This is a genomic window from Clostridium tetani (genome assembly GCF_900167265.1).
GTDB classification, from domain to species: domain Bacteria; phylum Bacillota; class Clostridia; order Clostridiales; family Clostridiaceae; genus Clostridium_G; species Clostridium_G tetani.
In genome coordinates, this window is sequence record NZ_FUWT01000018.1 from 1 (window position 1) to 15,286 (window position 15,286).

The window sequence follows — 15,286 nt, forward strand, 5'->3', positions numbered from 1 at the left end:
TTCCCCTCTTTGAGGCAGGTTGCCCACGTGTTACTCACCCGTCCGCCGCTAATCCACTTCCCGAAGGAAGCTTCATCGCTCGACTTGCATGTGTTAAGCACGCCGCCAGCGTTCGTCCTGAGCCAGGATCAAACTCTCAATTTAAAAGTTTAGTCTTTATCAACTATATATAATCGATAAAACCTTGCTCAATTACTATTTTTTGATTCTCAATAAGAATCGACTGGCTTATTTCTCTGTTTAATTTTCAAAGACCTATTTGTCTGTCGCACTCAAGCGACTTTTACAGTATACAAGTTTTTTTTAAACTTGTCAACACTTTTTTAAAATTTATTTTTAAATTGTGTTGTTTACCTTCTCGCCATCTCTCGACGACATGTGTTATTGTATCAAATTTATTATATCATATATATCTTTTTTTATACCTTAATGTAAAATTATTTTTTATTTCCTCCTGTTTAATCACTTTTTCTCACTTTTATATATAATGATACACCAGAATTAGTTGATACTTATTTTACTATATAAAAAGAGTCCTTAGCTTTCTAAGGACTCTTTTTATATTTTATATGGTTATTCAGAATCTTCATCTGAACTTATCTTAGCAATAGCTAATATTTTTTCTTCTTCGTAAGTTCTCATTAAAGTAACTCCCATAGCACTTCTATTTGTAATACTTACATCTGATACACAAATTCTTATAGCAGTATTACTGCTGTTTATAAGCATTAATTCATCACTATCTTTTGCAACTCTAGCTGAAACTATTTTTCCTGTCTTATCTGTCACCCTATGAGTTATGAGTCCCTTACCATTTCTATTTTGTAAAGTATACTCTGAAGCCAATGTCCTTTTACCAAATCCATTTTCAGTAACTGTTAAAACATACTCATCTTCAACTACTATATCCATACTTACTGCTACATCATCTTTTCTTAAACTTATAGCTTTAACTCCCGTGGAGTTTCTTCCCATAGGTCTTACATCTTTTTCACTAAATCTTATGGCATAACCATTTTGAGTAACTATTATTATTTCAGCGTCTCCCCTAGTTACCTTTACTTTCAATAACTCATCTTCATCCTTTAAATTTATTGCAATTATTCCATTCTTCCTTATATTTTTGAATTGATTTAATGATGTTTTTTTAATTAGCCCTTGCTTAGTTCCTATTATTAAGTATCCTTCTTCTAGATCTTTTTTTAAAGCAATTACTTCTCTTACATGCTCATTAGCATCAACTGGAAGTAAGTTTACTATATTAGTTCCTTTAGCAGTTCTACCCGCTTCTGGTATTTCATAAGCTTTTAATTTATACACTTTCCCAATATTAGTAAAGAATAATAAATCACTATGTGTTGAGGTTATAAATACTCTTTCAACAAAGTCATCCTCTTTTGTTGTCATAGCTTGAATGCCTTTACCACCTCTCTTTTGAGATGAGTATGCATCAGAAGATATTCTTTTTATATATCCAGAGTTTGTAAGTGTAACTACAACTTCTTCTTCCTCAATAAGATCTTCTATACTTATTTCATTTATATTTAATTCTATTTCTGTTTTTCTCTCATCACCATATTTATTCTTTATTTCGTGAAGTTCTTCCTTAATTATTTTTAAAACAAGATCTTCATTATTTAAAATATCTCTTAAATATTTTATAGTTTCCATAAGTTGATTATATTCTTCTTCTATTTTATCTCTTTCTAATCCAGTTAATCTTTGGAGTCTCATATCTAGTATTGCTTGTGCTTGCTTTTCTGTAAGGGAAAATTTTGTCATTAATCCATTTCTAGCCTCATCAGCGTTCTTAGATGATCTTATTAAACTTATAACTTCATCTATATGGTCTAAAGCTATTCTTAACCCTTCTAGTATATGTGCTCTTGCTAATGCTTTATCTAAATCAAACTTAGTTCTTCTTCTTATGATTTCTTTTTGGAACTCTATATAATTAACCAATATTTCCTTTAGATTTAAAACTTTTGGCTCATTATCAACTAAAGCAATCATTATGACTCCAAAAGTATCTTGCATCTTTGTATGCTTATATAACTGGTTTAAAACCACATTAGGATTTGAATCCCTCTTTATTTCTACTACTATTCTCATACCTTCTCTATCAGATTCATCTCTTATATCTGATATACCGTCTATTCTCTTGTCTTTAACTAACTCTGCCATATTTTCTATAAGCTTTGCTTTATTTACTTGGTAAGGTAATTCCGTTACTATTATTCTATATCTACCCTTTTCCTCTTCAATTTCAGCTTTAGCTCTCATAATAACTTTTCCTCTACCAGTTTCATAAGCACTTCTTATTCCTGATTTACCCATGATAATTCCCGCTGTTGGAAAGTCTGGTCCTTTTATTTTAGACATTAATTCTAAAATAGTTGTATCTGGATCTTCTATAAGCATATTTATACCATCTATAACTTCACACAAATTATGAGGTGGTATATTAGTAGCCATACCTACTGCTATGCCTGATGAGCCATTTACAAGTAAATTAGGGAATCTAGATGGTATAACTGACGGCTCTTTCTCAGAGCCATCGAAGTTAGGTGTAAAGTCCACAGTATTTTTATTTATATCTCTTAGCATCTCAATGGTAATCTTACCCATCTTAGCTTCCGTATACCTCATAGCAGCAGCAGAGTCTCCATCAACCGAACCAAAGTTGCCGTGTCCATCTACAAGTGTATATCTTATAGAAAAGTCCTGAGCCATTCTAACAAGAGCATCATAAACTGAAGAATCCCCATGTGGGTGATACTTACCTAAAACATCCCCTACTATTCTAGCACATTTTCTATATGATTTTTCCGGACTTAATCCCAACTCATACATGGAATATAATATTCTTCTATGAACAGGCTTTAATCCATCCCTTACATCTGGAAGAGCCCTTCCTACAATAACGCTCATTGCATAATCTATATAACATTTTTTCATTTCCTGTTTTATATCAACTTCTAAAACTTTACCCTCATTGTTATTCATATAATTCACATCCTCCGCATTTATACATCAAGATTTACTACAGTCTTAGCATTTTCTTGTATAAACTCTCTTCTTAAATCAACTTTATCACCCATAAGAATAGTAAAAATCTCGTCCGCTGCCATAGCATCTTCAATAGTAGCTCTTAAAAGAATCCTTTTATCTGGATTCATAGTAGTATCCCATAATTGTTCTGCATTCATTTCACCAAGACCTTTATATCTTTGTATTTGAGTTTTATTATCTCTTCCACCTATTTCGTCTAATATTTCTTCTAATTCTCTATCTGTATAAACATAATGTTCTTTTCTATCTTTTGACACCTTATATAGTGGTGGTTGAGCTATATAAACATGACCATTTTCAACTAATTCTTTCATGTATCTATAGAAAAATGTAAGTAATAAAGTTCTAATATGTGCTCCATCAACATCTGCGTCAGTCATAATTATTATTCTATTATATCTTATTTTTTCAACATCAAAATCTTTTCCTATTCCTGCTCCAAAAGCTGTTATCATAGACTTTATAGTATCAGAATTTAAAATTTTATCTAATCTTTGTTTTTCAACATTCATTATTTTACCTCTTAAAGGTAATATAGCTTGAAATCTTCTGTTTCTTCCTTGTTTAGCAGATCCACCTGCTGAGTCTCCCTCAACTATATAAATTTCACATTCCTTTGGATCTTTTGATGAACAATCTGCTAATTTCCCAGGCAATGATGTACTTTCTAATACAGATTTTCTACGTGTTAAGTCTCTAGCCTTTCTCGCTGCTTCTCTTGCTCTAGCAGCCATAAGAGTTTTATCTATAATAGACTTTGCTATTTGTGGATTCTCTTCTAAAAAGTTTCCTACTCCTTCTCCAACTATAGTATCTACAATTCCTCTTACTTCACTATTACCTAGTTTTGTTTTGGTTTGACCTTCAAATTGAGGATCTATAAGTTTTACTGATATAATTGCTGTTATACCTTCTCTAATGTCTTCTCCTGCTAAATTTTTATCGTTTTCTTTTAGAAAACCATATCTTCTAGCGTAGTCGTTAAAGGCTCTAGTAACTGCACTCTTAAATCCAGCTAAATGAGTTCCCCCCTCTATGGTACTTATATTATTTGCAAAGGAAAATATATTTTCAGCATATCCATCATTGTACTGTATAGATATTTCAACCATATGTTCATCTTTCATACCCTCTATGTATATTGGTTCTTTATGCAGTACTTCTTTTGTCCTATTTAAATACAAAACAAAAGATTTAATTCCGCCTTCATAATGGAAATCCTCTTTCTTATCTACTCTCTTATCTTCTATTGTTATATTTATGCCTTTATTTAAAAAAGCCATTTCTCTTAATCTTTGTACCAATACATCATATTCAAACTCAAGTTCATCAAAAATTGTAGGATCTGGTTTAAAGTAAGTCTTAGTTCCATGTTGAGATGTTTCCCCAATCTTTTCTAATCCTGTTACAGCTATACCTTTTTCATAAACCTGTCTCCAAACATATCCATCTCTTTTTACTTCAACCCTACATTCTGATGAAAGTGCATTAACAACAGAGGCTCCTACACCATGCAATCCACCAGATACTTTATATCCTCCCCCTCCAAACTTACCTCCAGCATGTAAAATAGTCATAATAACTTCTACTGTTGGCTTATTCATTTTAGGATGAAGACCTACTGGCATACCTCTACCATTATCCTCTATAGTAATAGAGTTATCTTCATTTATATAAATATCTATTTTATCGCAGTATCCAGCTAAAGCTTCGTCTATACTATTGTCAACAATTTCATATACTAAGTGATGAAGCCCTCTTGCACCTGTGCTACCTATATACATTCCAGGTCTCTTTCTAACAGCTTCTAAGCCTTCTAATACTTGTATTTGGCTTTCATCATATTTCTGCTTCTTATCCTGTTCCATGTTTTAATCCTCCTCAATGTTATGGTTCATAATATACACTCTCTGATCTTTTTATTAAAGTTGAAGATGATATAGGTGACATATATATCTTACTCTTCTTATCTACCTCAGCTATAATAAATGATTTTGGTTTTTCTTTAGTTATTCTTTCCACAAAGCCATCTTCTTCAGCCATTCTCAAAAATTGACTTGTATCTGAACTATACATACTAGTTTCAATATCATATATTCCTATTACATCTTTTAACGGTACTACCACATTTTCACCTAAGTGCAAAAACACACATATTCCTCCTTTGGATACACCAATTTTTTAGTTTTCTATACATTCACCATTTTCCACTTTAAATATTTTTGCATCATTTTTTAAATATTTTTTTATATTTTCAATCCCTGTACAAGTTATTATAGTTTGTATATCCCTAATAGAACTTAATATATACTTTTGTCTGCTAGAATCTAATTCTGATAGTACATCGTCTAAGAGCAGTACAGGATATTCTCCTATTTCATCTTTTATTATATCTAAAGATGCAAATTTAATAGTTAAAGTTGCTGTTCTTTGTTGTCCTTGAGAACCATAACTTCTTGTATTAACATTGTTTATATTTATTAAAAAATCATCTCTATGTGGTCCAACAGAAGTATACCTTTTTTCGATATCTGAATTTCTGTTTTTTATTATTTCTTGTAAAAATACTTCTTCTATTTTTCCATCATCCATATTTTTATTTTTTATAGAGGATAAGTATGTAAAGCTAATTTCTTCTTTATCGGAGGTTATTTCTAAATGAATCTTCTTCCCTATATCATTTAACTTTTTTAAATATTTTTCTCTTTCTCTTATAATATTAGAACCAAATCTAGCTAGCTGTTCATCATATACCCCTATTATATTTGGTACTTCATCTCCGCCTTTTTTTAACAACATGTTTCTTTCATTCAAAACCTTTTGATACTGAACTAAGTTATAGTAATACTGCTTACTAAGTTTACTCAATTCAATATCTAAAAATTTTCTTCTAAATGATGGAGATTCTTTTACTATACTTAAGTCTTCTGGTGAAAATATAACAACATTCAAAATTCCAAATAACTCTGATAGCTTATTTATATTAATTGAGTTAACATTTATGGCTTTTTTCCCTTCTTTTAAAACTCTAATTTCTATTGTTTTATCCAATCTTTCTTTAGCCACATAAATTTTTATATATGAGTTACTTTCTTGCCACTTTATAAGTTCTTTATCTTTGCTTGTTCTATGTGACCTTCCAATACTTGCATAGTATATACTTTCTAATACATTAGTCTTGCCTTGAGCATTATTTCCTATAAAGACATTGATATTTTTGTCTAATTCTATATTCAATTCTTTATAGTTTCTAAAATTTATAAGTTTTAAATATTTAACATACATATCAAACACCTGTTTATAATTATATCATAATCTTAAAGTACAATAAATTATTTAGCACAATGCAATTAATATAAAGTGATTAATCATGCATTGTGCTATATCTATCTATCTCTTATTCTATAATATAAATTTTATTATCAAATTCAACCTTATCACCTTTATAAAGCTTTTTACCTCTTCTAGTTTCAACCTCTGAATTTACTTTTATCATTCCCTCTTTTATTAAAAACTTAGCTTCAGATCCCATATTAGCTATAGCAGCCCATTTTAAAAATGAATCTAGTTTTATAAAATCTGTATCTATCTTTATTTTTTCCACTTTAAAACTCTCCTTAGTTACCAGCTAATCTTACAGGTAATACTAAATAAGTACAGTCATTAGCTTCTTTATTTTTTATAACACACGGACTAATAGAACTTGAAAGTTCCAAAATTATTTCATCTTCTTCCATAACTTTTAGAACATCAATTAGATATTTGGAATTGAATGCAATTTCTAAATCCTCTCCTTGCAAAATTATTCCCATTTCTTCTCTAACCATTCCTAATTGAGAATTAGAAGTTATGACTATACTATCATCTGTTATATTGAGTTTTATAAGACTTGTATTACCGTCCTTACCCATAAGAGATGCTCTTTCTATGCATTCTAAAAATTTTATTCGTTTTGCTATAACTTTTAAATTATATTCTTTAGGAATTATAGATTTATAATTTATAAAATCTCCTTCTAGTAATCTAGATATTATTTTTGTTTTTCCTATACTAAATAGTATATGATTAGGTGTAAAGGTTATATTTACTTTTTCATCATTCTCAGATAAGATCTTTGAAACTTCATTTAAAGTTTTTCCTGGAATAACTGCGCTTATAGAATTTTCACTATCTATGATTTCTGATTTTACAGCCAATCTATAACCATCTAAAGCTACTAAATTTAAAATTTTATCTTTTATTTCAAAAAGTAGACCAGTAAGAATTGGTCTGGTTTCTTCTTGAGATGTAGCAAATATAGTACCCCTTACCATATTTTTTAATAACGCTTCTGGAATAGAGAAAATAATATTTTCGTTTATTTTTGGCAATTCAGGGAATTCATCTGCACTCATATGTACTAAATTAAACTTAGACTTTTGACATTTTATCTCTATTATATTATTGTCCTTACTAGTAATTTCTATTACATCATTTGGTAATTTTCTTATTATCTCTCCAAATATCTTTGAATCTATTACAATAGAACCTTCTTCTATAACTTCTGCATCCATTATAGTTTCAATACTTAAATCTATATCTGAACCTATTAATGTAAGACTATTATTTTCAGCTTTTATAAAAATACCTTGAAGAATAGGCATCGTTGATTTTCCTGTGACTGCTTTTTGAGCAATTGATATACTTTCTTGTAAAATACTTTTGTTACAAAATATTTTCATTGTTTTAACCTCCTTAAATAATACACAGTAATGTATATATATATAGAATAGATATATTAAGAATATAATTAGTAGTAATAGTAGTAGGGGCTGTTGATTTGTTAATAACCTTTGTAACTCTTAAAAATCAATGAGTTACATAAAAAAATAAGTGTGGATAAGTATGAAATAAAATTTAACCTTATCCACAGTTTTAAAGAAAAAAAAATAAACTTATGTTATCCACATGTATTTTTGATAAAATAATCAACACATGTTAATTATTTTTGATTAATCTTGCTTGTTAATTCATTTACTGTTTTTTGTAAAGAGTCATCTTTTTTTAATGCAGTTGATATTTTTTCATAACCATGAATTACAGTGGTGTGATCTCTTCCACCAAATTCTTCACCTATCTTGGGTAAAGAATTATCTGTTAGTTTTCTACAAAGATACATAGCGATTTGTCTTGGAAATGCTACGTTTCTAGTTCTTCTAGAAGATTTAAAGTCCTCAACCCTTAGATTGAAATAACTTGAAACTATGTCTTGGATTAATTCAATAGTTACTTGATTAGACTCTTTACTTGATATAATATCCTTTAAAGCCTCAGATGCTAAATCTACACTAATTTCTTTATTTGTTAATGAAGAAAATGCAACTATTCGTATTAAAGCACCTTCTAATTCTCTAATATTAGATTTTATTTTAGTTGCTATATAAACCATAACTTCATTTGGAATGTTTAAATGTTCTACATCAGCTTTCTTTTTAAGAATAGCCATCCTAGTTTCGAAGTCAGGTGCTTGTATATCAGCAATAAGGCCCCATTCAAATCTTGAACGAAGTCTATCTTCTAGTGTAGGAATCTCTTTTGGAGGTCTATCACTAGATAAAATTATTTGTTTATTTGCTTCATGAAGAGCATTAAATGTATGGAAAAATTCTTCTTGAGTACGCTCTTTTCCAGCTATAAATTGTATATCATCAATTAAAAGAACATCTACATTTCGATATTTATTTCTAAACTCCTCATTTTTATCATCTTTGATTGAATTAATTAATTCATTAGTAAATTTTTCTGATGAAACGTAAACAACCTTTACATTAGAATTATTTTGTAATATGTAATGTCCTATAGCATGCATAAGATGTGTTTTCCCAAGACCAACACCTCCATATATAAATAAAGGGTTATATGCTTTAGCTGGAGCTTCTGCAACAGCTAATGAAGCTGCATGAGCAAATCTATTACTATTTCCGATTACAAAAGAATCAAATGTGTATTTTGGATTAAGCATAGCGGACATTCCATCACTGGTAACGATATTATTTATTTCATTATTATGTATTTTTAAATTAGGATTTTCTTTAATAGTAGTAAATGCAGATTCTTCAGAGGTTATAAAAAATTCTATATTATATTTTTTTGAAGTAATTAATTTTAAAGCATTTATTATTAAGTCTTTATATCTACTATCTAGAATACCTCGAGTAAAGTCATTTGGAACAGATAAAAATACAGTATCATGTTCAATTTTTATAGGTTCAATGCTTTTAATCCATGTATTAAAGCTAACCTCTGTAAGCTCACCTTTTATGATATTCAAGGTTTTGTCCCATATTTCTTTTATATTGGTACTCATTTTATATCCTCCAGTTCAAAAAATAATTAACATTAAATCTACAATGGTATAAACAGATTATTAAATTACTTGACAGTTGTTGAAAAAAATATTCACATGTTTATAAAATACTGGATAAATATTTAAAAATCTATTAATATACAAAAAAATAAAAAAGTAATTAACACTATTAAATGGGCTATATGTAAGATAAAACAGTGATGATATTATCTGAATAAGAATAGTTTAACAGATTATCCACATACTTATCAACAGTTGTGGATAAGTAAATTGTTTTTTAAAATTATCAACAGTTCTTCATTAATAATACCAAAATGTATAGGTTCATTCAAGGAGTTATCCACAAAAAACATTTAAAAATATTAACAATAGTGTTTTTCTTGACATTAAACATAGGGGAATATATAATTTAATAGTAAAACTACAATATTATATAATGATAGTGATAGTAAGATAATTGCTATAGACTAAAATAGTAAAAGGGGGTGTAGTCTGTATGTTTATGACATATCAACCAAAGAAGAGACAAAGAAAGAAAGAGCATGGTTTTAGAAAGAGAATGCAATCTCCATCAGGAAGAAAAGTTCTTAAGAGAAGAAGACAAAAAGGTAGAAAAAGATTGACAGCATAAGGCCGCGATTCTGTGGCCTTTTTCTGCAATTGCAGAAAAAAAAGGAGCAGTAAGCAATGAAAAAATTTAAATTAACTCAAAATCAGGAGTTTAGAGTAGTTTACAGGAGAGGAAAATCCTATTCTAATGAGCTGTTAGTATTGTATCTATATAAAACAAAGAATGATTATAGTAGACTTGGAATTTCAGTTAGTAAAAAAGTTGGAAAGAGTGTAGTCAGAAATAGAGTAAAAAGATTAATAAAAGAGAGCTATAGATTAAATTGTCATAAAATAAAAAAAGGATACGACCTAATTGTTATAGCTAGAACTTCATCTAGCGATAAAAATCATACATCTATAGAAAATTCCTTGATGAATTTAGTAAAAAAGGCAGGATTATATGTAAATTGAAAGCAATATTTATTAAATTAATTGAGTTATATAGAAAATATTTATCACCTCTTAAAAAGCCATGTTGTAAATACTATCCAACATGTTCACAATATGCTATAGATGCTATTTCCAAGTATGGTGCTTTAAAAGGAGGGTTCATGTCTTTTAAAAGGATTTTAAGATGCAATCCTTTTAGTAAAGGTGGTTATGACCCTGTTAAATAACATTTTGGAGGTTAGGAATGAGTCATTTAAATAATGCATTAGTCGAATTTTTTGTTATTATTCACAAGTTTATTTCTAGTATAATAACAAATCCTAATTATTCATATGGGGTAGCTATCATATTTGTTACACTAATAATAAAATTGATACTTTTACCTCTAAACATAAAATCTATGAGATCAACTATAAGAATAAATGAAATACAACCAGAAATTCAAAAAATACAAAAGAAGTATAAAAATGATCCTCAAAGATTACAACAAGAGCAAATGAAACTTTATAAAGAATATAATATAAATCCTTTTGGGAGTTGTCTACCACTTTTACTACAATGGCCTATTTTAATTGCCCTTTATTATGTTTTTAATAATATCCAAGGAATAAGTGGTGTTAGCTTTTTATGGGTTAAAGATTTAGCTTCACCTGATATAGTTTTAGCAGTTCTTGCAGGAGCTACTCAGTATTATTCAGGTCTTTTAATGAATCCTAAAGGGGATAATACTCAAGCTAAAACTGCAAGTAATATGAATCTTTCAATGTCAATAATGATGATTTTTATAAGTTCAAGGCTAAAAGCGGCTTTAGTTATATATTGGGTAACAGGTAACTTAATACAAATGGGTCAAACAATTCTTACTAAAAAGTTAGAGCAAAAACATTCTGCTAATAAGGATGCCTAGGGGGTGCTTACGGTTGAAGACAATTGATATGACGGGAAAAACAGTGGATGATGCCGTTAAAAATGCATTAAATGAATTAAATATAACCGAAGATAAAGTAGACATAGAAGTTTTAGATGAAGGTAGTAAAGGATTATTTAATTTAATTGGTTCGAGACCAGCTAAAGTTAGAGTAACTGTTAAAAGGGACTGTGCATATGAAGCTAAATCCTTTTTAAAAGATATTCTAGATAATATGGGGATAAAAGCAGAAATAAGAATAAAAGAAGAAGAAAATACACTAAAAATACATATGAATGGTCCTGATATGGGAATACTTATTGGATATAGAGGTGAGACCCTAGATGCTCTTCAATACTTAATTAGTTTAACTATAAATAAAGATCATAATGATGATTATAAAAGAGTTATACTGGACACGGAAAACTATAGAAAGAAAAGAGAAGAGACTATTAAAAGATTAGCTATAAAAATAGCTAATAAAGCTATAAAAACTGGTAGGGTTGTAAAATTAGAGCCAATGAATCCATATGAAAGAAGAATAATTCACTCTGTTTTACAAAATAGTCCAGATGTTGAAACCTATAGTGAAGGAGAAGAGCCGTACAGAAGAGTTGTTGTAGATTTAAAGAAAGCCTAAATGATAAGGCTTTCTTTTTAACTTTTAAAAAAATTAATTAAGAGGTGTAGAAAAATGAAAGATTTTGATACAATAGCAGCTATTTCTACAGTTTTAGGAGAAGGTGGAATTTCTATAATTAGAATTTCAGGAGACAAAAGTTTAGCAATAGTTAATAAATTATTTAAAGCTAAAAATGGCAAGGATATATTAGATATGAAACCATATACCATGAAATATGGTCATATTATTGAGCAGGATACAAAGAATATATTGGATGAAGTATTAATAAGTTATATGAAAGCGCCTAGAAGTTTTACAGCAGAAGATACTGTGGAGATAAATTGTCATGGAGGAGTAACTCCAACTAAAAAAATTTTTCAAGAAGTTATAAAAGCTGGAGTAAGAGTTGCGGAACCGGGTGAGTTTACTAAGAGAGCATTTTTAAATGGAAGAATAGATTTAACACAAGCAGAAGCGGTAATAGATATAATAAGATCAAAAACTGAACTTTCTATGAAATCAGCTGTATCTCAATCCATTGGAAAAGTTTCTGAAGAAATAAATGTTTTAAGAGAAAATCTTATAGAAACTATAGCACATATAGAGGCAACTGTAGATTATCCAGAAGAGGATTTAGAAGAAATTACATCATCACAAGTTCAAGAAAAGATTGAAAAGATAATAGAAGAACTAGAAAGACTTTTAGATACATCAGAAGAAGGAAAAATAATAAGAGAAGGATTAGATGTAGTTATAGTTGGAAAACCTAATGTAGGAAAGTCCTCATTATTAAATGCACTTTTATCAGAAAAGAGAGCAATAGTAACAGAAATACCTGGAACTACAAGAGATGTTATTGAGGAATATATTAATTTAGATGGAATTCCTATAAAAATAATAGATACTGCGGGGATAAGAGAAACAGAAGATTTAGTGGAAAAAATAGGAGTAGAAAGATCAAAAGAAAAAATAAATGAAGCAGATTTAGTCATTTTAGTATTGGATTCAAGTAATAAATTAAATGATGAAGATTATGAAATAATAGAGTATATAAAAGACAAAAAATATATAACACTTTTGAATAAAAGTGATTTAGAATCTAAGATAAATAAAAGTGATTTAGAAGATTTGAAGTTATATAATATAATTGAGATATCAGCGAAAATGGGATTTGGACTTGAAGATTTAAAAGAATACATAAAAGATTTGTTCTTTAAAGGAGATATACAAACAGATAGTATAATAATAACCAATACAAGGCATAAAGAAGCTTTGATTAGAGCAAAGGAAAGTTGTAATACAGCATTAAAAGCATTAGAAAATACATTAGCTATAGATTTGGCATCAATAGATATAAAAAATGCTTGGCTTAGCCTTGGAGAAATAACTGGTGATACTTTAGAAGAGGACATTATAGATAAAATTTTTTCAGAATTCTGTTTAGGAAAGTAGGGATAAAAGATGAAATATTATGCAGGAGATTATGATGTAGTTGTTGTAGGAGCAGGGCATGCTGGTTGTGAAGCAGCACTAGCTGCAGCTAGAATAGGATGTAAAGTTTTAATATGCACTATAAGCTTAGATAGTGTTGCATTAATGCCATGTAACCCTAATATAGGAGGTACAGCAAAAGGTCATTTAGTAAGAGAAATTGATGCATTGGGAGGAGAAATGGGTGTTAATATAGATAACACATTTATTCAATCTAGAATGCTTAATACTTCAAAAGGACCTGCTGTTCATTCATTAAGAGCTCAGGCGGATAAAAGCAGATATTCTAATAGAATGAAATATATTTTAGAAAATGAAGAAAATGTTACTTTAAAGCAAATAGAAGTAATTTCTATTGATATAGAAAATGGTAAAGTAAAAGGAATATTGACGAAAAATGGGGCTTACTATAATGCAAAAACAGTAGTATTGGCAACAGGAACTTATTTAAATGCAAGAATTATAATAGGAGAAGTAGCTTATAGTGGAGGTCCTAATGGATTATTTCCAGCTAAGGAGTTAACTAAAAATTTAATGGACTTAGGAATTAGCATAAGAAGATTTAAAACAGGTACACCTGCTAGAGTAAATAAAAAAACAATAGACTTTTCTAAAATGATAGAACAACCAGGAGATGAAAAAATAGTTCCATTTTCATTTTTAACAGATAAGTTGGAAAGAGAGCAAGTTTCTTGCTATTTAACTTATACTAATGAGAATACCCATGAAGTTATTAGGAAGAATCTTCATCGTTCACCAATGTTTAATGGATCTATTGAAGGTGTTGGTGCTAGATATTGTCCATCAATAGAGGATAAAGTAAATAGATTCCCAGATAAAAATAAACATCAGGTATTTATAGAACCAGAAGGTGAATATACAAATGAGATGTATGTTTCAGGACTATCTAGTTCCTTACCAGAAGAGATTCAAGTAGCTATGTATAGAACAGTACCAGGACTTGAAAATGTTGAATTTTTGAGAACAGCATATGCTATAGAATATGATTGCATAGACCCTCAAGAGTTAAAATTGTCTCTAGAATCTAAGAACATAGAAGGGTTATTTAGTGGGGGACAAATAAATGGTAGTTCTGGATATGAGGAAGCAGCAGCACAAGGATTAATTGCAGGAATAAATGCAGCTATGAAAGTAAAGGAAAAAGATCCGTTACTTTTAACAAGATCTGATGGATATATAGGAGTTCTAATAGATGATTTAGTTACTAAAGGAACCAATGAACCATATAGAATGATGACATCACGTTCTGAATATAGGCTTTTATTAAGACAAGGAAATGCAGATTTGAGACTAACACAAAAAGGATATGACGTAGGTCTTGTGTCAGAGGAAAGATATAAAAGATATATAAACAGAAGAGAATCTATAAAAAGTGAAATAGAAAGAATAAAGAATGTACAAATAACTAATAAGAAAGAAGTAAATGAATTTTTGCTATCATTAAATTCATCAGAACTTAAAAAACCAATAAGTCTATATGAGCTCATTAAAAGACCTGAATTAGATTATTATAAAGTAGAACAATTAGATAAAGGCAGAATAAATCTACCAGAAGATGTTCAAGAAGAGGTTAATACTACTGCAAAATATGAAGGATATATAGAAAAACAGTTAGAACAAGTTAATCAATTTAAGAAGTTTGAAAATAAATTATTACCTAACGACATAGATTATAGCAAAGTTTATGGTCTTAGAATAGAATCAGTCCAAAAATTAAGTAAAATAAGACCAATGAATATAGGTCAAGCATCCAGAATATCTGGTGTATCTCCCGCAGATATATCTGTGTTACTTATATATTTAGAACATAAATATAAATAGCTAT

The 15,286-nt window shown here is 29.1% G+C and carries 14 protein-coding genes and 1 rRNA gene; 7 read left to right on the plus strand and 8 right to left on the minus strand.

What is annotated here, in order from left to right:
- The 8 genes from B5D21_RS11795 to dnaA all read right to left on the minus strand — a co-directional run.
- Window positions 1–144: ribosomal RNA gene (locus tag B5D21_RS11795) — 16S ribosomal RNA — on the minus strand; the annotation flags it as partial.
- Window positions 145–573: 429 nt separating this feature from the next.
- Window positions 574–3,006: a DNA gyrase subunit A gene (gene gyrA / locus B5D21_RS11800; RefSeq protein WP_035110712.1), complete on the minus strand. Its 2,433-nt coding sequence runs from the start codon at window positions 3,004–3,006 to the stop codon at window positions 574–576.
- A 20-nt stretch (window positions 3,007–3,026) separates the two neighbouring features.
- The gene (gyrB, locus tag B5D21_RS11805) at window positions 3,027–4,940 is read right to left on the minus strand and encodes a DNA topoisomerase (ATP-hydrolyzing) subunit B (RefSeq protein WP_011098416.1); all 1,914 of its coding nucleotides are present in this window, start codon (window positions 4,938–4,940) and stop codon (window positions 3,027–3,029) included.
- A 19-nt stretch (window positions 4,941–4,959) separates the two neighbouring features.
- Complete coding sequence (gene remB, locus B5D21_RS11810; RefSeq protein ID WP_035110709.1) at window positions 4,960–5,223, minus strand: extracellular matrix regulator RemB; 264 nt, start codon at window positions 5,221–5,223, stop codon at window positions 4,960–4,962.
- Window positions 5,224–5,253: 30 nt separating this feature from the next.
- Window positions 5,254–6,357, minus strand: coding sequence for a DNA replication/repair protein RecF (gene recF / locus B5D21_RS11815; protein WP_035110708.1), 1,104 nt, complete (start codon window positions 6,355–6,357; stop codon window positions 5,254–5,256).
- A 112-nt stretch (window positions 6,358–6,469) separates the two neighbouring features.
- Entirely contained in the window at window positions 6,470–6,676 is a 207-nt protein-coding gene (gene yaaA, locus B5D21_RS11820) for a S4 domain-containing protein YaaA (protein WP_023436894.1), read from the minus strand.
- A gap of 13 nt (window positions 6,677–6,689) precedes the next feature.
- Window positions 6,690–7,793, minus strand: a complete 1,104-nt coding sequence (gene dnaN, locus B5D21_RS11825) for a DNA polymerase III subunit beta (RefSeq protein ID WP_011098418.1) — start codon at window positions 7,791–7,793, stop codon at window positions 6,690–6,692.
- Window positions 7,794–8,053: 260 nt separating this feature from the next.
- Window positions 8,054–9,418 carry a chromosomal replication initiator protein DnaA gene (dnaA, locus tag B5D21_RS11830; RefSeq protein ID WP_011098419.1) on the minus strand — a complete coding sequence of 455 codons (1,365 nt, stop codon included), beginning with the start codon at window positions 9,416–9,418 and terminating at the stop codon, window positions 8,054–8,056.
- Between the two features lie 496 nt (window positions 9,419–9,914).
- On the opposite strand from dnaA, the gene rpmH reads away from it, so the two are divergent.
- From rpmH to mnmG, 7 genes are read left to right on the plus strand one after another with little or no spacing between them, the layout of a single operon-like run.
- On the plus strand, window positions 9,915–10,049 hold the full coding sequence (gene rpmH / locus B5D21_RS11835; protein ID WP_023436897.1) for a 50S ribosomal protein L34: 135 nt from the start codon (window positions 9,915–9,917) through the stop codon (window positions 10,047–10,049).
- A 56-nt stretch (window positions 10,050–10,105) separates the two neighbouring features.
- Window positions 10,106–10,441: a ribonuclease P protein component gene (gene rnpA / locus B5D21_RS11840; RefSeq protein ID WP_035110706.1), complete on the plus strand. Its 336-nt coding sequence runs from the start codon at window positions 10,106–10,108 to the stop codon at window positions 10,439–10,441.
- Window positions 10,438–10,647: a membrane protein insertion efficiency factor YidD gene (gene yidD, locus B5D21_RS11845; protein WP_035110705.1), complete on the plus strand. Its 210-nt coding sequence runs from the start codon at window positions 10,438–10,440 to the stop codon at window positions 10,645–10,647. Before rnpA ends, yidD begins: the two co-directional genes overlap by 4 nt.
- A 17-nt stretch (window positions 10,648–10,664) precedes the next feature.
- Complete coding sequence (locus tag B5D21_RS11850; RefSeq protein ID WP_011098420.1) at window positions 10,665–11,327, plus strand: membrane protein insertase YidC; 663 nt, start codon at window positions 10,665–10,667, stop codon at window positions 11,325–11,327.
- A 13-nt stretch (window positions 11,328–11,340) separates the two neighbouring features.
- A complete protein-coding gene (jag, locus tag B5D21_RS11855) occupies window positions 11,341–11,967 on the plus strand; it encodes an RNA-binding cell elongation regulator Jag/EloR (RefSeq protein WP_035110703.1) in 627 nt (208 codons plus the stop codon).
- Window positions 11,968–12,021: 54 nt separating this feature from the next.
- Window positions 12,022–13,401, plus strand: coding sequence for a tRNA uridine-5-carboxymethylaminomethyl(34) synthesis GTPase MnmE (mnmE, locus tag B5D21_RS11860; protein WP_011098422.1), 1,380 nt, complete (start codon window positions 12,022–12,024; stop codon window positions 13,399–13,401).
- Between the two features lie 9 nt (window positions 13,402–13,410).
- On the plus strand, window positions 13,411–15,282 hold the full coding sequence (gene mnmG / locus B5D21_RS11865; RefSeq protein WP_011098423.1) for a tRNA uridine-5-carboxymethylaminomethyl(34) synthesis enzyme MnmG: 1,872 nt from the start codon (window positions 13,411–13,413) through the stop codon (window positions 15,280–15,282).
- Window positions 15,283–15,286 lie beyond the last annotated feature (4 nt).